This is a genomic window from Bradyrhizobium sp. U531, assembly GCF_051710265.1.
Taxonomy (GTDB): Bacteria; Pseudomonadota; Alphaproteobacteria; order Rhizobiales; family Xanthobacteraceae; genus Bradyrhizobium.
Genome location: NZ_JASVEN010000013.1, coordinates 191,647 through 212,494 on the forward strand (window position 1 = coordinate 191,647; position 20,848 = coordinate 212,494).

Annotated in this window: 22 protein-coding genes; 10 read left to right on the forward strand and 12 right to left on the reverse strand. The window is 64.9% G+C overall.

Going from position 1 to position 20,848, the window contains the following annotated elements:
* Nucleotides 1-815: 815 nt before the first annotated feature.
* Nucleotides 816-1,793 carry an alpha/beta fold hydrolase gene (locus tag QRQ56_RS36430; RefSeq protein ID WP_438746454.1) on the reverse strand — a complete coding sequence of 326 codons (978 nt, stop codon included), beginning with the start codon at nt 1,791-1,793 and terminating at the stop codon, nt 816-818.
* Between the two features lie 333 nt (nt 1,794-2,126).
* Here QRQ56_RS36430 and QRQ56_RS36435 point away from each other — a divergent pair, with 333 nt between their 5' ends.
* The gene (locus tag QRQ56_RS36435; RefSeq protein ID WP_438746455.1) at nt 2,127-2,309 is read left to right on the forward strand and encodes a hypothetical protein; all 183 of its coding nucleotides are present in this window, start codon (nt 2,127-2,129) and stop codon (nt 2,307-2,309) included.
* Nucleotides 2,310-2,331: 22 nt separating this feature from the next.
* On the opposite strand, the gene QRQ56_RS36440 is transcribed toward QRQ56_RS36435, so the two are convergent.
* The 3 genes from QRQ56_RS36440 to ykgO form a co-directional block, all read right to left on the reverse strand.
* Entirely contained in the window at nt 2,332-2,592 is a 261-nt protein-coding gene (locus QRQ56_RS36440) for a hypothetical protein (RefSeq protein ID WP_438746457.1), read from the reverse strand.
* A 125-nt stretch (nt 2,593-2,717) separates the two neighbouring features.
* Nucleotides 2,718-3,350, reverse strand: coding sequence for a tetratricopeptide repeat protein (locus tag QRQ56_RS36445; protein WP_438746459.1), 633 nt, complete (start codon nt 3,348-3,350; stop codon nt 2,718-2,720).
* Nucleotides 3,351-3,457: 107 nt separating this feature from the next.
* Nucleotides 3,458-3,583, reverse strand: a complete 126-nt coding sequence (ykgO, locus tag QRQ56_RS36450; protein WP_006611362.1) for a type B 50S ribosomal protein L36 — start codon at nt 3,581-3,583, stop codon at nt 3,458-3,460.
* A 341-nt stretch (nt 3,584-3,924) separates the two neighbouring features.
* Between ykgO and QRQ56_RS36455 the strand changes: the two genes are divergently transcribed.
* Nucleotides 3,925-4,809 (forward strand): amidohydrolase family protein, encoded by an 885-nt coding sequence (locus QRQ56_RS36455; protein WP_194477893.1) that lies wholly within the window; start codon nt 3,925-3,927, stop codon nt 4,807-4,809.
* Between the two features lie 69 nt (nt 4,810-4,878).
* On the opposite strand, the gene QRQ56_RS36460 is transcribed toward QRQ56_RS36455, so the two are convergent.
* On the reverse strand, nt 4,879-5,613 hold the full coding sequence (locus QRQ56_RS36460) for an SDR family NAD(P)-dependent oxidoreductase (RefSeq protein ID WP_438746462.1): 735 nt from the start codon (nt 5,611-5,613) through the stop codon (nt 4,879-4,881).
* A gap of 85 nt (nt 5,614-5,698) precedes the next feature.
* On the opposite strand from QRQ56_RS36460, the gene QRQ56_RS36465 reads away from it, so the two are divergent.
* Nucleotides 5,699-6,133, forward strand: coding sequence for a winged helix-turn-helix transcriptional regulator (locus QRQ56_RS36465; protein ID WP_438746463.1), 435 nt, complete (start codon nt 5,699-5,701; stop codon nt 6,131-6,133).
* Between the two features lie 68 nt (nt 6,134-6,201).
* Here the strand turns inward: QRQ56_RS36465 and QRQ56_RS36470 are convergent, their stop codons facing one another.
* The 3 genes from QRQ56_RS36470 to QRQ56_RS36480 all read right to left on the reverse strand — a co-directional run bounded on the left by QRQ56_RS36470 (nt 6,202) and on the right by QRQ56_RS36480 (nt 11,953).
* The gene (locus QRQ56_RS36470) at nt 6,202-6,867 is read right to left on the reverse strand and encodes a hypothetical protein (protein WP_438746465.1); all 666 of its coding nucleotides are present in this window, start codon (nt 6,865-6,867) and stop codon (nt 6,202-6,204) included.
* A gap of 129 nt (nt 6,868-6,996) precedes the next feature.
* Complete coding sequence (locus tag QRQ56_RS36475; protein ID WP_438746466.1) at nt 6,997-10,902, reverse strand: hypothetical protein; 3,906 nt, start codon at nt 10,900-10,902, stop codon at nt 6,997-6,999.
* Nucleotides 10,844-11,953, reverse strand: coding sequence for a helix-turn-helix transcriptional regulator (locus QRQ56_RS36480; RefSeq protein ID WP_438746468.1), 1,110 nt, complete (start codon nt 11,951-11,953; stop codon nt 10,844-10,846). The genes QRQ56_RS36475 and QRQ56_RS36480 overlap by 59 nt, the downstream gene beginning before the upstream one ends.
* Before the next feature lie 345 nt (nt 11,954-12,298).
* Between QRQ56_RS36480 and QRQ56_RS36485 the strand changes: the two genes are divergently transcribed.
* The 3 genes from QRQ56_RS36485 to QRQ56_RS36495 are packed head-to-tail and all read left to right on the forward strand — an operon-like array spanning nt 12,299 to nt 14,400.
* Nucleotides 12,299-13,030: a haloacid dehalogenase type II gene (locus QRQ56_RS36485; protein ID WP_438746470.1), complete on the forward strand. Its 732-nt coding sequence runs from the start codon at nt 12,299-12,301 to the stop codon at nt 13,028-13,030.
* 27 nt (nt 13,031-13,057) lie between these two features.
* The gene (locus QRQ56_RS36490; RefSeq protein ID WP_438746471.1) at nt 13,058-13,525 is read left to right on the forward strand and encodes a YbaK/EbsC family protein; all 468 of its coding nucleotides are present in this window, start codon (nt 13,058-13,060) and stop codon (nt 13,523-13,525) included.
* Nucleotides 13,526-13,584: 59 nt separating this feature from the next.
* A complete protein-coding gene (locus tag QRQ56_RS36495) occupies nt 13,585-14,400 on the forward strand; it encodes an adenylate/guanylate cyclase domain-containing protein (protein ID WP_438746472.1) in 816 nt (271 codons plus the stop codon).
* A gap of 69 nt (nt 14,401-14,469) precedes the next feature.
* On the opposite strand, the gene QRQ56_RS36500 is transcribed toward QRQ56_RS36495, so the two are convergent.
* The 3 genes from QRQ56_RS36500 to QRQ56_RS36510 all read right to left on the reverse strand — a co-directional run bounded on the left by QRQ56_RS36500 (nt 14,470) and on the right by QRQ56_RS36510 (nt 16,863).
* On the reverse strand, nt 14,470-14,826 hold the full coding sequence (locus tag QRQ56_RS36500) for a hypothetical protein (RefSeq protein ID WP_438746474.1): 357 nt from the start codon (nt 14,824-14,826) through the stop codon (nt 14,470-14,472).
* Between the two features lie 94 nt (nt 14,827-14,920).
* Entirely contained in the window at nt 14,921-15,910 is a 990-nt protein-coding gene (locus QRQ56_RS36505; RefSeq protein ID WP_438746476.1) for a Bug family tripartite tricarboxylate transporter substrate binding protein, read from the reverse strand.
* Between the two features lie 137 nt (nt 15,911-16,047).
* A complete protein-coding gene (locus tag QRQ56_RS36510; protein WP_438746478.1) occupies nt 16,048-16,863 on the reverse strand; it encodes a hypothetical protein in 816 nt (271 codons plus the stop codon).
* A 205-nt stretch (nt 16,864-17,068) separates the two neighbouring features.
* Here QRQ56_RS36510 and QRQ56_RS36515 point away from each other — a divergent pair, with 205 nt between their 5' ends.
* Nucleotides 17,069-17,326, forward strand: coding sequence for a hypothetical protein (locus tag QRQ56_RS36515; RefSeq protein ID WP_438746480.1), 258 nt, complete (start codon nt 17,069-17,071; stop codon nt 17,324-17,326).
* A gap of 121 nt (nt 17,327-17,447) precedes the next feature.
* Here the strand turns inward: QRQ56_RS36515 and QRQ56_RS36520 are convergent, their stop codons facing one another.
* Nucleotides 17,448-18,383, reverse strand: coding sequence for a LysR family transcriptional regulator (locus tag QRQ56_RS36520; protein ID WP_438746481.1), 936 nt, complete (start codon nt 18,381-18,383; stop codon nt 17,448-17,450).
* 117 nt (nt 18,384-18,500) lie between these two features.
* Here QRQ56_RS36520 and QRQ56_RS36525 point away from each other — a divergent pair, with 117 nt between their 5' ends.
* The 3 genes from QRQ56_RS36525 (at nt 18,501) to wrbA (ending at nt 20,722) form a co-directional block, all read left to right on the forward strand.
* Nucleotides 18,501-19,253 (forward strand): SDR family NAD(P)-dependent oxidoreductase, encoded by a 753-nt coding sequence (locus QRQ56_RS36525; RefSeq protein ID WP_438746483.1) that lies wholly within the window; start codon nt 18,501-18,503, stop codon nt 19,251-19,253.
* A 37-nt stretch (nt 19,254-19,290) separates the two neighbouring features.
* Entirely contained in the window at nt 19,291-19,989 is a 699-nt protein-coding gene (locus QRQ56_RS36530; RefSeq protein ID WP_438746484.1) for a pirin family protein, read from the forward strand.
* Between the two features lie 133 nt (nt 19,990-20,122).
* On the forward strand, nt 20,123-20,722 hold the full coding sequence (gene wrbA, locus QRQ56_RS36535; protein WP_438746485.1) for an NAD(P)H:quinone oxidoreductase: 600 nt from the start codon (nt 20,123-20,125) through the stop codon (nt 20,720-20,722).
* The last annotated feature ends 126 nt before the right edge of the window (nt 20,723-20,848 follow it).

The window sequence follows — 20,848 nt, forward strand, 5'->3', positions numbered from 1 at the left end:
GAAGCAATCCAGAGTCCCTCCGCGGATGGATTTCTGGATTGCTTCGCTTCGCTCGCAATGACGGAGTATGACGCGAGGGCATCGCTCTCCCAGCTAGCATCTCCCTTGCAGGCACGCCTTCTCGTTCTCGCGGCTGAAATCACCCGAGCTTTGCTTCATCTTTCGTCCCTCTGAAATCCAAGAGGGCGCAGGGAAGACCGGGTGCCGACCTCGCACCCGCGGTCCGCTGCGCGAAATGCACACGCAGGAAGAACCGCACAGCAGCATACAGGTGGTGCCGATCACTCGGCCTTCCCTGCGCGATGGCCGGACAGCTTATGCCGTGCTCTCCCGGGAGCCGAACTTTCCTTTGGCCTCCCTCACCGTTCGAATTGACGATGCCGTCCGCCCGGTTGGGCTCGCGCACATCTTCGAACGACTTGACCGTAGCAACGACGGCCAGGACCACACGGTTTTGCCGTACGCAAACAGCGCCGCTCGTCTGCACGCGGGGTGCGGGCTCACAGGGACTACCCGCCCTGCCCGCCCCGTCTCGTGCCGACGCTGCCGCGTCCACCGCAAGCCCGGCTCGCGATCAAGACGACCTCGAGATCGCCCCTCCTGAATGAGCCGGGATGGACGACACATACGTCAAAACCGAATTTCGGTAAAGTGGAATATTTCCGCGACGGCGGGTTGACAGAGCGCGACCATAGGCACGGCTGCGTAGCCCGGATGGAGCGCCAGCGTAATCCGGGACAGTTGAAGATGCCGGGCGAGCGCCCCCCGGATGTCGCTGCGCTCATCCGGGCTACGGGAGCATCCACCCAAGAACGCTAATCGGCGGCCGCCTGCGCCGGGACGATCGTCCCGATCATTGTCTCGATCTCCGTCTTCACCAGGTCCGGCACGGCGGTCTGCACCATGTGGCCGAGATCGGGCAGCACGATCAGCTTCGCATTTGGCACCGTGGCAGCGAACGGACGGGCGTGGATGTTGGTCCTCACCGTCTTGTCGGGCTCGCCGGCGATGATCGTGACCGGGGCTTTGATCTCGCCATAGCGCGGCGCCTGCGCGGCAACAGCTTCCTTCAGCGTCACCAGATCATGGGCATTGGCGATGAACTCGCGCGGGCGCAGCAGCAGCGGGGTCGCGGAATCCTGCACGAAACCATCCGGCATGGTTTGCGGCAGGAAGACGCTGCGCGCGCCGGGTTCGACGAGAAAATAGCCGAGCGGCAGGGTGATGGTGTAGGCGAGCAGCGGCCCGATCAACGGCATTGCGATGATCTCGTTGTAGCGGCCGACGCCGCCGCGCCAGGGATGGGTAACGGGCGCGAGCATGACGAGGCCAGCGACGCGGCCGGGATGATCGAGCGCCAGCCGCGCGCCGAGCGCGCCGCTCCAGGAATGCACGACGAAGATCGCGCGATCGATGCCGAGCTTGCCGAGCGCCGCGTCGATCATCCGCGCCTGGACCTGCGGCGTGGAATCCTCAAGCCGCGCCCGCGTGCTCCAGCCATGGCCGGGACGATCGACCAGGATGACGCGGTGGTCCCGGGCGACGAGATCGCCGAGCGGATGCCGCATCGCTTCGAGGTTGGAGCTCGCGCCGTGCAGCATCACGATCGGCAGGCCCGCATTGCGCGGACCGGGTTCGGCCGCGGGCGGGCCGAGATCGACGATGTGCAGCCTCGCGCCGTCGACTTCGACCATCTCGCCTTGCGGCGGAAAGGCCCGCTGCACGGCGACGACACCGGCCTGCGTGACCAGCGCCAGCAGAACCAGCGCCGTCACGACTGACATTACGATCATCAAGAGAATCCGGGAGATCCTGGGCACAGGGCAGTTACGAGCTTTAGGGGGCGGCAGTTTCGTTCCACGAACTCCCCGCGTCTTTCACCGAAAACGCCGGGGCTGTGGATATGTGCATAATTGCGGAACTTAAAAACTCAATGGAATCAACAACACTCCGCACGGTCGCGCAAGCCCCGGAACAGCTTCATGCGGCCGTCATCACGGTCTCCTTATAATCGCCACGGTCGGTTCCGCCATTTAGGCGCGGGTGGGCGCCGATCCTCCTCACGACCTCAGAAAACGGGGGAAAGACCGGCAGAACTTGTCCTGGTTTGAACCGGAGGATTTTCGATGAGCTTCAGATCGAACGACAATGCGATCGACGAGATCGTGGCGAGCTGCAACGGCGACCTGCGCGGTGCCGTGCGAGCGCTGCTGCTGATCAACGAGCATCTCGAGGCGGAGCTGGCGAAGGCCTATGCCGCAGCCGCCGACCAAGGCCTGGTCGAGCGCGGTGGCAGCGCCTTGCATTGAGTCGTCCTGCACTGAACGCAGGCTAGTTCGTGCCGTCCTCGTCCTTTTCCTCGTCCGGCGTGAGCGCGGGACAGACGCGGATCGTCGAACGGGCAATCTTGGCATCGGCCCGCGACTTGTAGGGACCGTCGCCGAACCAGATATCGCCGATGATGACCGGATTGCTGGTCACGATGTTGCATTTTCCGGTGGCGCGGTTGCCGACCACCCAGAACAGGCCGTCGGCGAGGCTGACCGTCCCCGAGGCGAGCAGCAAGCACCCTGCAAAGATCAAACGCTTCATGGCTTTCGCTCCTGCCATGCAGGTAGGTCTGCGGCGGGCCTGGCAATAGTCCTCACGATGCCGCGCCTCCGATCGTGGTTAATCCGAAGCCGCCGCATTCACTCAAGACATGATCGAGCTTGAAGCTAAATATCCCGTCCCTCGACCTTCTCGGTCAGCGCCTTGACCTGATCGGGGATCTTTTCGAGGTGCGGATTGACGGCGAGCGCCTTGCGATAAGCCTCGAGCGCGCGCTTCTCGTCGCCGACCTCCTGCATGATCATGCCGAGACCCGCGAGCGCGCCGAAATGGCGGGGCTCCCGGATCAGCACCTGCTGGATGTCTGCGAGCGAACGGCCATAGTCGTTCTGCATGTAGTAGAGCGTGGCGCGCCGGTTCCAGGCCTCGATGTAGTCAGGCCTGAGCTTGATGACCGAATCCAGGAGCTTGATCGCGACATCGATCTTCTTCGCATCGACCGCGGTCTTTGCCCGCGACATCAGCAAGGACGCGGTGTCGCTGGGGGTCTGCAGCCAGATCGCCCAGATCCGCGCCTCGACATGCTTGGCGCTGACCTCGTCCGGCGCCGCCTTCAGCGCGCCGAACAGGAAATCGAGGTTCTTGGAGCGATCGACCTTCGGCAGCTTGGCCGGCGCCTCCGGCAGCTTCTTCTGCTTGCCGGGCGGCTCAGCCTGCTGCGCCAGCGCCGGCGCGAGGCCGGCCGTTCCCAGCACGAGGGCCAGACACAGGGTGCGCGCAAACGAGAATCTCACTGCCATGGTGAAAGTCTAAACGCGCAAAGCCGCCCTTGCAAAGCAAAGGCGGCGTCAAACTCGTGTGAGCAGTGGTCTTGCGGGGCGCGCGCGAGGCGACCGCGAGGGCTGATTTAGCCCTGGCGAGCCTTGAAGCGGCGCTGCACCTTGTTGATCACATAGACCCGGCCCTTGCGGCGGACCAGGCGGTTGGCGCGATGGCGACCGCGCAGCGATTTCAGCGAGTTACGGACCTTCATGGCAGAATCCTGAACGTTCGAAAGGCCGTGTTCGGCACTACCGTTTCGGCACGCGCGAATGTGGCAAAATGAGATTTTTCCCGCTGGCGGACGACCGCCCGGGACGGGGCGGTTCTTAAGGCATGGCGGGCGGGGCTGTCAATGTTAACTGCCGCCTTCCGGGCCGGCAAATTCTGGAAAACAACCCCATGCACAGTCAAACCGGGCCGGATCGGCCCGATCTGCCCGTCCGTGGTCGCCCGAGCCGAGGACTTTTGCGGACAGTGATTTCGCCACCACCAACGCCTTGCCAAATTCGTTATATCATATAATCAATTTGGCAACCCGTCGGGAGGAAACCAATGCCGAAGCTGAAGCTGCCTGATATCGACAAGGTCGTCGCCATCGACATCCACACCCATGCCGAGGAGCCCTGCGGCTGCCATCCCGACGACGGCTATGACGACTTCCAGGCCCAGATGGCCGAATACTTCAAGTCGCCGAACAAGCATCCGCCGACCGTGCCGGAGACCGCGGCCTATTACCGCTCCAAGAACATCGCCGCGGTGATCTTCCCGGTCGATGCCGAGCGCGAGACCGGCTTCCGCCGCTACAACAATTACGAAATGATCGAGGCCGCCTCCGACCATCTCGACGTCCTCATCCCCTTCGTCTCGATCGACCCGCACAAGGGCAAGCTCGGCGCGCGCGAGGCGCGCAAGCTGATCGAGGAATACGGCGTGCGCGGCTTCAAATTCCACCCGACCATGCAGGGCTTCTACGCCAACGACCGCATGGCGTACCCGCTCTACGAAGAGATCAACAATGGCGGCGCGATCGCGCTGTTCCACACCGGCCAGACCGGCGTCGGCTCGGGCATGCCCGGCGGCATGGGGATGCGGCTGAAATATTCCAACCCGATGTACATGGACGACGTCGCGGCCGATTTCCCCGACCTCAAGATCATCCTCGCCCATCCCTCCTTCCCCTGGCAGGAAGAGGCGCTGTCGGTCGCGACCCACAAGCCGAACGTCTATATCGACCTCTCCGGCTGGTCGCCGAAATATTTCCCGCCGATCCTGGTGCGCTACATCAACTCGATCCTGCAGGACAAGATGCTGTTCGGCTCGGACTGGCCTGTCATCACGCCGGACCGCTGGCTGTCGGACTTCGCCAAGATCGATATCCGCGACGAGATCCGCCCGAAGGTGCTGAAGGCCAACGCGCGCAAGATTTTGGGGATCTAGCGGCATCGACCTCAACGTTGAGGGCTTCGATCCCGCTAATCGAAGCCCTCACGATCAGTGCTCGGAGCCTCAGATCTGAGCAAGACCCCCGTCGACGAAAACCTCGCTGCCGGTCATGAAGCTGCTGTCCGACGACGCCAGGAACGCGGCGACTGCGCCCGTCTCCGACGGCGCTGCCACGCGGCCGAGCGGCGTCGTGCTTCCGAGCGCATCGAACGCTTCCTCGCCGACGATCTCCAGCGCCAGCTCGGTCTTGGTCGGCCCCGGTGACAATACGTTGACGCGGATGCCGGTGCCGCGAAGGTCCTGCGCCCAGCTCCGCGCCAGATTCCGGACCGCGGCTTTCGTCGCGCTGTAGATGCTGAACTGCGGCGTGCCCATCACGCCCGTGCTCGAGCCGGTCAGGATGATCGACGCGCCCTGCTTCATCAGCGGCAGCGCCTTCTGCACGGTGAACACCAGCCCTTTCACATTGACGTCGAAGATGTGATCGTAATGTTCGGGCGTGATCTCGCCGAGCGGCGCGAACAACCCGGTCCCGGCGTTTGCGAACAGGATGTCGAGCGTGCCTCGCTCCGTCCTGACCGTCTCGTAGAGCCGGTCGAGGTCGGCCAGATCCGTCACCGAACCTTTGATTGCACGCGCCTGGGATCCGAGCTTCGCCACGGCGGCGTCGAGCTGCTCCTGCCGCCGTCCGAAAATGTACACGAACGCGCCTTCGTCGATGAACCGTTTCGCCGCGCCAAATCCGATGCCGGTTCCGCCGCCGGTCACCACCGCCGTCTTGCCTTGTAGTCTGCTCATGATGTGCTCCTTCATTGAGGTTGCACTGAGCTGGCGGCGTACCCACCTATCGACAAGTATGCACCTTTTGGTAAGTGCCCAAATAATGTCAGACACGATTTCTCCGCCTGCGCCGGCTCCAATATCCGTCCAGACCTGCACGCCGACTTTGCCCGGCTTCACCTGCGGGCTCGACGCAACCTTGCGGGTCGTCGCCGGCAAGTGGAAGCCGCTGATCCTGTACTTCGTCGCCCAGGACGGCCCGACCCGCTATGGCGAACTCCGGCGCGCCATCCGCGATGTCAGCGACAAGGTTCTGATCCAGCAGTTGAAGGAGCTCGAGGCCGATGGGCTCGTGAAGCGCACCGACTACAAGGAAGTGCCGCCGCGGGTGGACTATAGCCTCACCCCGTTGGGCCACAGCCTCGCCCAGGCGCTCGTGCCGCTCTGCACCTGGGGCACGGAGCATATGGCGGAGGTCAGCCAGGTGTTCGCCGAAAGGGCGACCTGGACGCGGCGAGGACGTGAGCCGGCTGTCTAGTCTGATGTCCTGACGGGATCACCGAGGCCAATCCCGTCATCGCATCATGATCCGGGGTGTCGCCGGGCTTACTCGCATCTCTGGTAAATTCCGGAAATCGCTTCGGCCGAGCACATGATGCCGCCCCATTGATAACCAATGCGGCCGTGGAATTCGATCTTGAACCAGTCGTAACCGTCCATGCTGCCGGCGCGCTCCAGCAGCGTGATGCCGCTTTTCTCGGTCAGGCTAGCAAGTTTCGGCGCCGACATTGACGGTTCGGTCCGCATGATACCGCCGAGCGACATGCCTGCCATCGGCAGCGCCGGCTGGTTGGCGATGGGACGCCGGCCGGGATGCGCATCGTTGGGAACGCATCGGTCGGTCTGCGGCGCCTGATGGAAGCCGGGCCCGCAGGGGCCTGCATTGCCGAGCCCGGACCGGCCATCCTGCGCGACGACCTCCGGCCTGAAGCTGCATTTGGCGGATCCCCAATCTGGAATTTCGACGGTGATGCGGCTCTGGTCCGGGGAGATCTGGACGGCGTAATCACCGTCGGAGAAGCGCAAGGGATTCCCCGCTTCCTGCTTCAGCCGCATCGTGCCGCCCTCGATCGGACCGGCCTTGATCGCATTCGGAGCGATCACCGTGAGCGTGATGGCGTTGCCCTTGGCGCAGGAATAGGTGCGGGTTTGCGCGCTGGCAAAGCTGCCGGAAAACATCAGGACCAAAACGGCGGCAAGCGTCTTTAGCATCGGCGATACTCGCGTTGGAGCCGCGCATTGCGAAAACCGTCATGGCGGCAGTGACGATCAACCCTGACCCGTCGCGAAGATTGCGATGCCGTGGCGTGACTGCGCGCCACGGCATCCAATGATTTGTCGTCACACACACTGACCCTGCGGGTTCAGCTTCTTCGGCGGCGCGCATGCCGGAGGTGCCGGCGGCGGGGGCGCCGTTACCGGTTTCGGCGGCGGTGGCGGTGGTGGTGCCACCGGCTTGGGTGGAGGCGGCGGTGCTGTCACCGGCTTCGGTGGCGGCAGCGGAGGTGGCGTCACCGGCTTGGGCGGAGGCGGCGGCGCTATCACCGGCTTCGGTGGCGGCGGCGTTGTGACAGGCTTCGGCGGCGGCGGTGGCGTCACCGGCTTTGGCTGCGGCGCGACCTCAGGCTTTAGTGCAGGTGCCGGCGACGGTGCCACCACCGGCTTGGGCGCAGCCGTCGGAGTTGGCGAGGGCGTTGCCACCGGCTTGGGCGCCACCGTCGGTGTTGGTACGACGCTTGGTGTTGGCGACGGCGGTGCTCCCGGCTTCGGTGCCGGCGGCGGAGTTGTCGTCGGTGCCGGGCTCGGAGTTGGCGACGGCGCAATGGTGGTGCCGGGACGTGGCGATGGCGCGGTCTTGACGCCGGAGGGAGGGGGATTGGCGCTGCAGATGAACTTGCCGCCGCCCTGATCGACGGTCTTCATCAGGCAAGCGCATTTGGTGGCGATGATATCCTGACCTTCGGCACAGTTGCCGCCCTTGGTCGTTGGCCTGGACTCGTCGCTCAGCAGGCGGCCGCAAACTCCCCTCTCGATCGGCTTCAACGGAGCTACGCAACTGCAGCCGGTTTGCGCGATGTTCTGTCCTTCGAGACAGGCACCGCCACGCGTCGGCTTGCCGCAACGACCGCCCGGCAGATCGACCAGCGGGAGGACGCAACGGCAACCGCCGGCCGTGCTCTGCCCTTCGGTGCACGACGCACCTCCGACGATCGGCGCCTTGCCGGAAGACGTGCAGTAGAGGTCGTTGCCAACTTTGACGGTCGTCATGCGGCACTTGCAGCCGCTACCGCCCATGAGCTGGCCGTCGGTGCAAGTCGTGTAATTGACCGACGAGCAGATGAACTTTCCACCGCCGGCATCGACGGTGTTCATGTTGCAGGTGCATCCCGTCGCCGCGATATCATCGCCCTGCTTGCAGATTCCGCCGTTCGAAATCGGCTTGGTTTCGTTCAGCAGCAACCGCCCGCAGACTCCGTTTTCGATGGGCTTCAGCGGCGCGGCGCAGTTGCAACCGGTCTGGGCAATATTCTGGCCTTCGAGACAGGCCGCACCGCGGGCGGTGGGCTGGGTACATTTGCCGCCAGGCAAGACCGTCAGCGGAGCGGCGCAGAGGCAACCACTGGCGGTGTTCTGACCATCGGTGCAACGCGGCGGCCCTCCCCCGGTTTGTGGCGTGGGCTGACCACCTCCCGTGGCACCGCCTCCGGTCGCCGGCGTGGGCGTGGGGACAGGCGTAGGCGTGGGCGTGGTGTTGGCCGCAACGCATTGGAAATTCTGGCCACTGCCGGAGAGACGTGTCCCGCTGGGGCAACCGCAGACACCCTGCTCGATCCTCCCGCCGGTACAGGTGATGCTGGCGTTCAGCTTCACGCAATTGCCGGCGGCGTCCTTGGTTTCGCCGATCTGGCAGATCTTGTTGTTGCCGCCAGCCGCAACGCACTGGAAATTGGTGCCACCGCCTTGAAGCGTCGTTCCAGCCGGGCAACCGCAAACGCCCTGCTCGATCCGCCCGCCAGTACAGGTGATGCTCGCGTTGAGGCTGACGCAATTGCCGTTGGCGTCCTTGGTCTGCCCGATCTGGCAAACCGTCCCAGCACGGGGCGCGCTGGTGGCACAAACGGACCCTGCGCCGGCGACCTCGAACTTTTGAAGCAGGCAAACGCAGCCCCCGGACATGTTCTGCCCGTCCAAACAGGCCTGCCCGGCACTGGGCATGGCAAAGCACCGCCCATCCGACGTTGGGCGCATCGGCAATTCACATTTGCAGCCGCTGTTGAGAAAGGCGTTGTTGGCGCAGACCGGCGCCGCACCTGTCGGTGTCGATGTGGGCGAAGGCGCAGGCGCAGGCCTCTCGATGATACCCGGGGTGGTGGTCGGCGTAACCACTGGCGTCGTGGTCGGGGTCACCACGGGCGTCGTGGTCGGCGCGACAACCGGTGTTGCGACCGGCGTTGGCGTGGGCCGCGGCATCTGGCGATAGCAATTCGGCGGGGTGCCGACGAGCGGCGGTTGACATGTCGCGGCCGCGACACAATTCGGCGGCGTGCCGGTCTGCCCGCTGCCGCAGAATTTCTTGTTGCCGAACACGTTGCCGACCTGCGGACGGTCCTTGCCGCCGCCGATGATCCCCAGCACCACGCCGCCGACGACGGCCGGCACCAGATACGGCGCCACGCGCGAAATCGAGGCGACGCAGGAGAACGTGGGATAGTCGCCCCAGACGACTGTGCCGCGCGGGCAGTAGCAGGCCTGATAGCCGTTGCCGGATATCCCGACCTCGCCGCCGCGACAGACCAGATCCCGGCGGCAGGTGCCTCCGGGTCCCATTTGCCAGGGCGGGCAGTTGCCGCCGCCGATCCATTCGCATTCGCCGGTCGCTTCCGACCATCGGAAGCCGCGTCGGCACGACAGCGGCTCGGTGAAATAGGCCGGGCGCCGGCACGTGGAGCCGGTCCAATAGCCCCCGATTTCGCGGCAGTCGGCCAGCGCGAGGTCATAAGCGGAGTTGCGGGGCGCGGCAGGCGCCGCAGCCACCGGACGTCCGCCGGGCGCGGCTGCGACCGGGCGCCACTGGCTGTAATTGTCCTGGTCTTGCCGGAAATCGTCGACCAAAGCCGCCGCGCCATTGACCGAAAGCAGGAAGCGATCGGTCTCGCGATTGCGGAACTGGACGAAGTTGGTGCCGTCGACCGGCTCGAACGACCAGTGCCCTTCGGTCGCTTCGGGCGAAGCCGGGATCGCGCGCGGCTTGCCATTGACGTCGGCGAGATAGGTTTTCTTCCAGGCGTTCCTGATCCGCACGAAAGGCGTATTCGGCACGCTTTCGAACGTCCATTGCCCGCTGTCCCATTCAGGAGACACCGCGATGACATCGACCGTCCCCGAGGCCTCCGTGTTGAGCGCCTTGGAATTGTCGAGACGCGTGACCAGCCGGTAGGCGCCGCGGAGCTGAAATTGCTCGACGGGCGAAACCTGCGGCAGCTGCGCCATCGCATCTTGCGGGGCCGGCTCCGGCGGCGCTGCGGCGACAGGAGCAGGTGGCGGCGAGGCTTGAACCACCGCGGCTGGTGGCGGCGCTTGAACGACGGCGGGCGGAGGCGGTGCTGCGGGCGCAGCCGGGGCGAGCGGCTGCTGCGCACCAGGTACTGGCGGCGTCAACTGCGCGGTCGCGACGCCGCCGATATCGATCGTCATCGGATCGGCCGTGGCCGTGACGGCAGTGAGGCATTTTTCGGCGTCGTCGGTCACGATCCAGGAATGGCCGCTCGACGTCGGTTGCTTGAACTGATTGCCGCCCTCCACCAGGCCGACGAATTTGCGATCGCCGGTCGGATCGAGCCAATAGATGCGACGACGTTCGGTCGAGGCGTTGCGGAACGACAACTCGACGGGGCTGCCGGGCTGCGCTGACTTCAGGCTGCCCTCGGCGCTGCAATCCAACGCCTGTGCCGCGCCCGGGGATACGGAAGACAGTGTTGCGGTTGCGAAGATCAGTGCAGAAAAAACGGCGTTCGAAAAAGAACGAGGCAAAAGCGGCGACATCAATGCACACCTCAAAAAAATGGGCGCGCGCAGCCGCAATATGACCGCGTAATCGCGTTGCATCCCGCCGCGAGTTAACAAGGCGGTTTTCGCGCACGCATGATCAGTTCTGATTATGCGACAGTTTGAAGCAGACTGAGCCGCCTCAGCTCGCTTGCGGATCTCCGCCGCGTACCGCGGAGATGCCCCCCAGCAAGGCGACAACGTCGGTCTGGCGCTGACAGCCGGTTTTCTCGAGAACGGCCCTGACCTGGACGCGAACGGTGTTCGGCGAAACGCCGTTGTCGCCGGCGAGATCGTCCACGGTCCGTCCGGCGGCAAGGCCGCGGGCGACGCGCGCTTCGGCCGGCGTCAGATCGAACAGCGACATCACCAACTCCACCGGCGGCGAATTCGGCGCGGCGACCGGCATCAGGATGAAGACGGCCGTGCTGCGGGCGAAGATATCGCGGGCGGAAAAGCGGATCGGCACGACATGGCCGACCATCAGCGTGTCGTCGATCGGGCTGCGTACAGGAAAAGACTGAACTCCACTGTGATCCCTGAGCTTCACACGGGCGAGTGCCTCGCCCAGCATGTCGTCCGCGCTCCTGTCCTTCAGCGCCACGCGATCGCCTGCCCGCCAATGCACGAGATCGCTCATGCCTTCGATCAAGGCGTTGGCGGTGAGCACGCTGCCGGCCTCGTCCAGCACCAGCGCGGCCAGGCCGAGCGCCGCCAGGGTCTGGCTGGCTGCCTGCGCGCGTTCGAGGTGCAGCCGTGCCGCAAGCACCGCGGCGCGGGCGAGATGCGGGCGCAGCATGTCGAGCTTCTTGATCACGGCGATATCGGCGGGCCCTTGAGCAACGGTGCGCGACAGCACGATCGAAAGCGCTTCGCCGGTCGGCAACGAGAAAGCCGTCGCGGCCCCCCAACCGAGGCCCATCTTGCGCCAGTTATCGCGATAAATCGGCTCGGCCTCGAGCTCATCCTGCGAGCACAGGTCCACGTCGCGCAGAAAGCCGGCATGACGGCTTTTGTGAACCAGCGACATCAGCTTGCCCTGCCAATACCAGCCGTCGGCGACGAAGCGCCCGGTGATTTCGCGGGAATTTTTCGAAGCCGTCCAGGCTGTGACCTTGGGATTGGTGACGAACAGCGAGGCGCCGGCGGACTCGGATATTTTCGAGGTGTTCTTCAGCACTTCAGGCCAGAGCTCCGGCACGAAGCTGCACTCATAGATCCGGTCAACCAGCTCGGATTCCAAGGATTCCATGTGGCTTTGCCCCCTCCATGACAGCCCCGCCAAGCTGCTGCGCGATCATCGTGGCGAGAAAAGCAAAGCTTGTCGAGGGCCGCACAAGCGAACGGTATCCAAGGACAAGCATCGAAAATCTCCGTCTCAGGGGATTCCATAGTGGCCATCAGCTTCGCAGTCCGGCTCGCTGCATTCATTGCGCGAGCCGGCGACCAATGAATATCGAGCGGCGTGCGCAATGGGACACACGCCGCCGATCACCCTTGCAGTGGCAGACTCCCGCTTTGCTCTGGTAAGCTGACGACGATGTGCGCTCCCCCCAAACGGAGCTTTTCTGACCACAACTGCCTGGAAGGACAGCCGATGCCCACCAAAGCCGTCGTCTTCGACGCCTACGGGACGCTCTATGACATCCAGTCGGTGGCTGAAATCACCGAGGAAGCGTTTCCGGGCTATGGCGAGATCATCACGCAGGTCTGGCGCATCAAGCAGCTCGAATACAGCTGGCTGCGCTCGCTGATGCGGCGCTACCAGGATTTTGCGGCCGTGACCCGCGACTCACTCGCCTATACGCTGCGCGTGCTCGGGCTCGACTATCAGAGCGAGGCCTTCGAGCGCGTGATCGCGAAATATCTGGATCTCGATCCCTATCCGGATGCGGCGGACGCGCTTGCGGCCCTGAAGCCGCGCAAGCTCGCGATCCTGTCCAATGGCAGTCCGGACATGCTGAACGCGCTCGTGCGCAACTCCGGCTTCGACCGCCTGCTCGACGCGACCATCAGCGTCGATGCGAAGAAGATCTTCAAGCCGAGCCCGCAGGCCTATGAGCTGATCGGCGAGGCGCTCGGCACCGGACCGGACGAGGTCCTGTTCGTCTCGTCGAACCCGTGGGACGTGGCCGGCGCGAAAGCGTTCGGGCTCAACGTCGCCTGGATCGAGCGGGTGACGCCCGAGGCCATGGCGCTGGCTTGCGTCGAGAACGAACTCGTGGCACCGCTGACCATGTTCAAGGCGATCCGCACCCAGATGGACGAGCTTGGCTTTGCACCGGACCACCGCGTCCATGCGCTGTCCGAACTCCCAGGGATTGCCTAGAGATCGTCGCCCGCCCGTGAGAAGTGAATGAGCCTGGAATCCGTTCGCGCCTTCTTCGCCGAGAAAGCCCCCGACATCTCCGTGATGGAATCTCCGATCAGTTCGGCGACCGTGCCGCTGGCCGCCGAGGCCTACGGCGTCGAGCCCGGCATGATCGCCAAGACGCTGAGCTTGCGCGTCGGCGAACGCGTGATCCTGATCGTCGCCGCCGGCACCTCGCGCATGGACAACAAGAAGGTCAAGGCGCAGTTCGGCGGCAAGCCGAAGATGCTGGGGCTGGAGGAGGTCGCCGACATCACCGGCCACGAGGTCGGCGGCGTCTGCCCGTTCGGGCTGAAATCGCCGCTGCCGGTCTATTGCGACGTGTCGCTGAAGGCGTTCGACGTCGTGGTCCCGGCCGCGGGCTCGACCCACAGTGCGGTGCGCATCACGCCGGAGCGGATGGCCGAGCTCACCGCGGCCGAATGGGTCGACGTCTGCGAGGTCAGGCCGTAAGGCGGCGCCGGATACGATGCCTGATGCATTTGCCGGCCAGGGAGGCTAGCATAACGACCATGACCGACGAGAAGGTGAAACGACGACTGACCACCGTGCTGTGCGCCGACGTGTACGGCTATTCGCGCCTCATGGAGGCGGACGAGGCCGGAACGCTGGAGACGCTCCGCCGCTACCGCACCGCCATCGCGCGCCTGGTCGAGCGCCATGACGGCCGCATCGTCAATACCTGGGGCGATGCCGTGATCGCCGAGTTCGCCAGCGTCGTCGAGGCCGTGCAATGCGCGGTCGAGATCCAGCATGAAATCTCGTCGGACGCGTCACAGACGCCCCCGATGCAGTTTCGCATCGGCATCAACCTCGGCGACGTCATGGTGGACGGCACCGACATCTATGGCGACGGGGTCAATATCGCATCGCGCCTGCAGGAGCTCGCCGAGCCCGGCGGCGTCGTGATCTCGAGCTCCGTCTACGATCAGGTCCACAACAAATTGTCGGTCGGCTTCGACTGCCTCGGCCAGCGCCCGCTAAAGAACATCGCTCCCCTCACCAGCTATCGGCTGACCCTGGGCGGCCAGGCCGCCGCTCCGAGGGGCGTTCCGATCCAGACAAGCGCAGCTTTCTCGGAGAGTGCGCGGGCCCCACGGATGGACGACAGGCGCGAGCCAGCGTCTTCGATGAATATCGTCTCCGAGTGGTTCACAAGGCTGCCCCGCCCGATCGCAGCGGCCCTCACGGTGTCGGCCTTCCTGATCGCGATCAATCTGCTCACCAGCCACAGGATCTGGTTCCATTGGCCAGTCGCAGCCATTCTCTTCGGCGTGGTCTTGCGAACGGTGCTTGCTCGTGAATCGGACAGCAGGACGGATCGCTGAACGAGGCGGCACAGCCGCATCGGCGCGCTGTCCGCCGCGCAATCTTCCGATCAAGCCTCTCCTCGAAGCCTAGTCGTCGTTATCGTCATAGGGCCGCGGTTGCGCCTGCGGAGGTGGCGGCGGCGCGTTGTTGTAGCGCGGCGGCGGCGCCGCGCGATTGCGCGGGACCTGCTGTTGCGGCGGCATCTGGTTGTTGGACTGGAACACGGCGCGGCAGCCGCTCGAGAGTTGCGGCGTGTTCTGCTGCAGACAGGCGGTGATGCGGCTCACATCCGGAATCTGATCGCTGCACAGCCGCCAGACGTCCGGCGTGCAGGCCATCTGCTGCTCCATGGTTCCACGATATTCTTCGGCGAATGCTGCGCCCGGCACGGCGATGCCGCCGATCGCAAGCACCACACCCAGCGCAATCCGCTCTGTTCGCATGGTCCTGATCCCTTGATGTCCTCAGATTCTCTTCAATCAATGAGGCGGGAGCCGGTTCTGGACCAACAACTAAATGTGAAAGTGCGTCTGGAACCTACTCCACCTTGCCGATCTTCTTTACCGCCGCGATCAGGCGCGTGCTGTCGGTCGCGACGAATTGCGCGAAGGCCGGCGCGTCCTGATAAGCGACGAGGCTGCCCGAGGTTTCGAACGCTTTGAGCACGTCGGGGCTCGCCATCACCGGCGCCATCGCCTCGCGCAGGCGCGTCGCGATCGGCGCGGGGAGCGAACTCTGCGCGAACAGCCCGGCCCAGATGTACATCTCGACGTCCTTGTAGCCGAGCTCCTGGAAGGTCGGCACGTCGGGGAAGCTTGCGATGCGCTGCGCCCCGCAATTGCCGAGCACCCGCAGCTTGCCGTCGTCGACCTGCGGCTTCAGTGTGCCGGGCGCCGCCGCGATTGCCTGCACGGTGCCGCTGAGGATCGCGGTGAGCGCGGGACCTGCGCCGCGGAACGGCACATGCAGCAGCTTGATGCCGGCACTGTTCGCGAACATCTCCATCGCCACATGCAGCGTGCCGTAGGGCCCGGACGAGCCATAGGTGATCTGGCCCGGCCGCTTTTTCGCATCCTCGACGAAATCCTGCGCCGTCTTCCAGGGCGCGGAGGCCGGCACCGCCAGCAGCGTGGGATCGGCGAGCACGCGCGCGATCGGCATGAATTGCGAGACCTCGTAGGCAGCGGGACGGTCGAACAGCCGGTCCGCCTCCGGCAGCACCGCGAGCGAGGACAGTGTCATCAGCAACGTGTAGCCGTCGGGCTCGGCGCGGGCCGCCGCGGCGTTGCCGACCGAACCACCGCCGCCGCCGGCGCGGTTGTCGACGATGACGGGCTTGCCGAGGATGCGCTCCAGCGCCATCGCGACGGGGCGCGCGGCGAGATCGGCCTGACCGCCGGCCGGAAACGGCACGATCATGGTGATGTTGCGCGAGGGGTAAGGAGCTTGGGCAAAGCTCGATTGAGAGCAAGCTGCCTGTGCCAGCGGCAGCACGGCAGCGGCCTTCAGGAGTTCGCGGCGGTTCATTGGTGGTACCTCCCCGATTGTTTTCGTTGTTGGGAGGCAGCCTAACCGAAATGGATTGTGTTGCGATAGCCGCGCGCTTGGCACCCTCCCCGGAGGGGGCCTGGAGGGGGGTCGACCGGTTGGCCGGATCTCCTCAACTACTGCGACTGCAACAGGGCAGGCAGGCTCTTGTCGAGGACGTTGCCGAGCAATTGCCGCGTCGACGCGCGCATCACTGGATTGTTGGCGGCTTCCGGCGGTTCTGGCCACTGCGCCCAATCGATGCGCAGCGTCGGCGGCCCGGTCATAAAGTTGCTTCCGCTGATCGAGCCTTCGCCGCTCTTCAGAATATCGAAGCTTTGCCCGTCATGAACGTAGATCCGTATGACCGCGTAGATGTCGGCCATGTTGTACAACGGGCTGCCCTTCATGACACCGATGCCGAAGAATCCACCCTGGCGTATTCCCTTGATCACGACGACATAGCGTTTGCATCCGGCCTGACCGGCAACTTGTCGGACGATGGCGCCGGCCTTGTCGCCGCGAACGAACATGCCAAGCCCGGGATCGTAGGAACTGAATGCGGATTTATCGGCGGCGATCCTGCGGACCACAAAACCGGAGCCGACCGCGGCCCTCACGCGCTCGACAACGAGGTCATCGAGCCCGAAACCGTCGACCGGAACCTCCTTGTTCTCGTTGCCGAACACGGTCACGCCGACCTTCTTCACGATGAAGCGATCGCCCAGCAGCGATATCACGCCGACGCACGGTCCTGCAGCTTGCGGCGTGGACCGCGAAGCAGGTGCCGGCTTGGAAGGCGCGTTCTTTGCCGGCTTGGCAACCGTCGCCGGCTGGGTGGTTTGCGCCTGCGCGGGACCGGCCAGGCACAGTGCGAACAGGACGAGGCAAACAAGGCGAAGCATCATGTATGCGGTCGATCGGGTTGTTGAGAAACACGAAGCAGGAAACAAAACGCGGCGCGGATAGAGACAGCAAAGTTTATGACCGCAACGCGACGGCGCCTAGATGATGGTGCCCTCCCCCTGATTTTCTTTTGTTCGGCCAGCCTAGCGCGCCAGGCGGCAAGAACAAGACGTTTACGAAGCGTTAGCCATGTCCGGCTCGACCAGGAACGCATGTCGGGACCCGCTGTTGCCCTCCCGAGGAGAGCGAGTGATGCGGAATCTGGCGACCATCGACGTCGCGCTGGACGAGATGCTGGTGAATCTCGCGGCGATCGTGTTGCGGCTTTCGAAGCCCGAATTGACGCGGACACCGGAAGCGCGGCGCGCTTTGGCGCAATCCGTCCGTCAATACGCAGCTTGCGCCAAGCGTTCGAACGACCCTCGCGTTCACGAATTGAAGACGCGGCTGGAGGGCACGCTGAAGCCGACCCTGCGCATCGTTGCCATCGACGGCGTGAAAGTGGGGTAGATTCAACACCGCCATTGCGAGGAGCCGTTGCGACGAAGCAATCCAGAATCTCCACGCGGAGACACTCTGGATTGCTTCGCTGCGCTCGCAATGACGGGAAGCGTCGAGGCCGTTCGCTTCCCTACGACGCCTTGGCTTTCGCGCGTGGCCGCCGCTTGCAGGTGCCGGGAAGCTTGGCTGCGAGGAAGTCGCCGAGCGCTTCGACGCGGGCGGGGCGCGGGCCGCCGGGCGGCGTGATCAGGTGCACGGCGCCTTCGGCCTGCTTCCAGTCCTTCAGGATGACTTCGACGGCACCGGAGGAGATGGCCTCGCCGACGATGAATTCGGGCAATTCGGCGATGCCGAGCCCTGCGATCAGCGAGGGCATCACGGCTTCACCGTTGTTGACGCGAAGCGGCCCACCCGGACGTACGCTGGCCTGCTCGCCGGCCGAGTTGGTGTAGTGCCAGATGTTCGGCGTCGACATGTAGGCGTAAGCGAAGCATTTGTGCTCGGCGAGATGCATCGGATGCGTCGGGCGACCGTGCTTCTTCAGGTATGACGGCGCGGCCACGGTGAAGCGCGGCATGGTGAACAGGCGTCGCGCGATCAGCGAGGAGTCCGGCAGCCGCGCGATGCGCACGGCCATGTCGAAACCCTCGCCGATCAGGTCGACCGTCGCATCGCTCAAATGCAGATCGACCGACACCTCCGGGTAGGTTTCGAAGAACTCCGGCAGCAGCGGCGCGACGGCCTTGATGCCGAACGACATCGGCACGGCGAGCCGCACCAGGCCGCGCGGCGCCACCGATTGCGCCAGCGCCTCGTTCTCCGCCGCCTCGCCGTCAGCGAGCAGGCGCGTGGCGCGGTCGGCGAGCTTGTGGCCGGCATCGGTCAACGCGAGCCGGCGCGAGGTGCGGTTGAACAGCCGTGCGCCGAGCCGCTCCTCGAGGCGCGTGACCGCCTTGGAGACCGTCGCCTTGGACGTCGCCAGCTCGCTCGCGGCCCCCGCAAACGACCGTAATTCCACGACTTTTGCGAAGATCGCGAGCGCCTCGAAATCGGGGAGTTTGGCCATGGGTCGATCCCGCCTGAGTTAATTTCAGGAAACAATGCGTTTCAACAGTTTCTATTTCTATACCACAGGCGGAGGCTTATCCAAGGGTCATCAGAAATTCAGCAATGGAGAAATCCAATGACCAGGAAGCTCTCAGGCAAGGTTGCCCTCGTGACCGGCGGCTCGCGCGGCATCGGCGCGGCAAGCGCCCGCGCTCTCGCCGATGAAGGCGCGGACGTCGCCATCAGCTATGTCGCTTCGCCGGAAAAGGCCGAAGCTGTCGTCGCCGACCTCAAGGCCAGGGGCGTCAAGGCCCGCGCCTTCCGGGCGGACCAGGCCTCGGCCAAGGACGTGACGCAGCTCGTCAACGACGTCGCCAGGGAATTCGGCCATCTCGACATCCTCGTCAACAATGCCGGTGTCGCCAATGGCGGTGCGATCGACGATGCCAATGCCGACGCGGATGCGCTGGCGCGCCAGGATCAGATCAACGTGCATGGCGTGATCGCGGCGATCCGCGCCGCCTCGCAATTGATGGGTGAAGGCGGCCGCATCGTCACCGTCGGCTCGATGCTGGCCGACCGCGCCTCGTTCCCCGGCCTTGCCGACTACGTCGCCAGCAAGGCCGCAGTGGTAGGCTACACCAAGGGCGCGGCCCGCGACCTCGGCCCGCGCGGCATCACCGTGAACGTGGTGCAGCCCGGCTCGATCGACACCGACATGAACCCGAAGGACGGCGGCGAGTTTGCCGAGACCCAGCGCAAGCAGCACGCGCTGCAACGCTTCGGCCGCCCCGAGGAAGTCGCCGCCGGAATCGTCTTCCTCGCCAGCCCGCAAGCCTCCTTCGTCACCGGCACGGTGCTCAATGTCGACGGCGGGTTTGGTGCGTAACGCCAAACCCCCTCCCCTCCAATCAGGAAACACTGCGATGATCGAACTCAGACCTTTCGACAAGCTCGGCGGCGCCGACCACGGCTGGCTCAAGGCCAAGCATCATTTCTCCTTCGCCAGCCATTACGATCCCAACAATATGGGTCATGGCGCCTTGCGGGTGTGGAACGACGACGAGATTGCGCCGAACACCGGCTTTCCCGCTCATCCCCACGCCAACATGGAGATCATCACCTATGTCCGCGAGGGCGCGATCACCCATCAGGACAGCCTCGGCAACGAGGGCCGCACTGAAGCGGGCGACGTGCAGGTGATGAGCGCCGGCAGCGGCATCCGTCACTCCGAATACAATCTCGAGCCGACGAAGACGCGGATCTTCCAGATCTGGATCGAGCCGACGGCGCGTGGCGGACAGCCGACCTGGGGCTCGAAGCCGTTCCCCAGGGCGGATCGCTCCGGCAAGCTGGTCACCATCGCGAGCGGTATCGCGGGCGACGCTGACGCGCTGCCGATCCGCGCCGATGCGCGGGTGCTCGCGACGACGCTGAGGGCCGGCGAGAGCGCGGAGTATGCGCCGCAGAAGTCGCGGCATCTTTACCTCGTGCCCGCGGCCGGCGCGGTCGAGATCAACGGCGTGCGCGTCAATGCCCGCGACGGCGCTGCGATCCGCAACGAGGAGAACCTGAAGATCACGGCGCTCGAAGACAGCGAGATCGTGCTCGTCGACGCGGCGTAGCGACATCCTCTGCCGTCATTCCGGGATGGCGCGAAGCGCCAGACCCGGAATCTCGAGGTTCCGGGTTCGATGCTTCGCATCGCCCCGGAACGACGGAGAGAAAGAACATCAACTACCCACAACGGAGACCACCATGACCAAAGTTCTCGTCCTGTATTATTCCGCCTATGGCCACATCGAAGCGATGGCGAATGCCGTCGCCGAGGGCGCGCGCGAGGCCGGCGCCACCGTCGACATCAAGCGGGTGCCCGAGCTGGTGCCGGCCGAAGTCGCCAAGGCCTCCTATTACAAGGTCGACCAAGCCGCCCCGATCGCCAAGGTCGAGGATCTCGCCAATTACGATGCGATCATCGTCGGCACCGGTACCCGCTTCGGCCGCATGGCCTCGCAGATGGCGAACTTCCTGGACCAGGCCGGCGGGCTCTGGGCCAAGGGCGCGCTGCACGGCAAGGTCGGCGGCGCCTTCACGGCCACCGCGACCCAGCATGGCGGTCAGGAGACGACGCTGTTCTCTGTTATCACCAACCTCCTGCATTTCGGCATGGTGATCGTCGGCCTGAACTATGGCTTCGCCGGCCAGATGAAGCTCGACGAGGTCACCGGCGGCGCGCCCTATGGCGCGACCACGATCACCGGCGGCGACGGCAGCCGTCAGCCCAGCGCCAACGAGCTTGCGGGTGCGCGCTATCAGGGCCGCCAGATCGCGGAGACCGCCAAGAAGCTTCATGGCTGAGCTTCTTGGCTGAGCTTCATGGCTGAACGATAGGACCGATACGTCGCGGCCATCCCGGACGGGACTTCCGCTACAAAGGAATACCATGCCCACGTCGGGCGCCGCGAGAGCGGCGGCCGGGGGGTA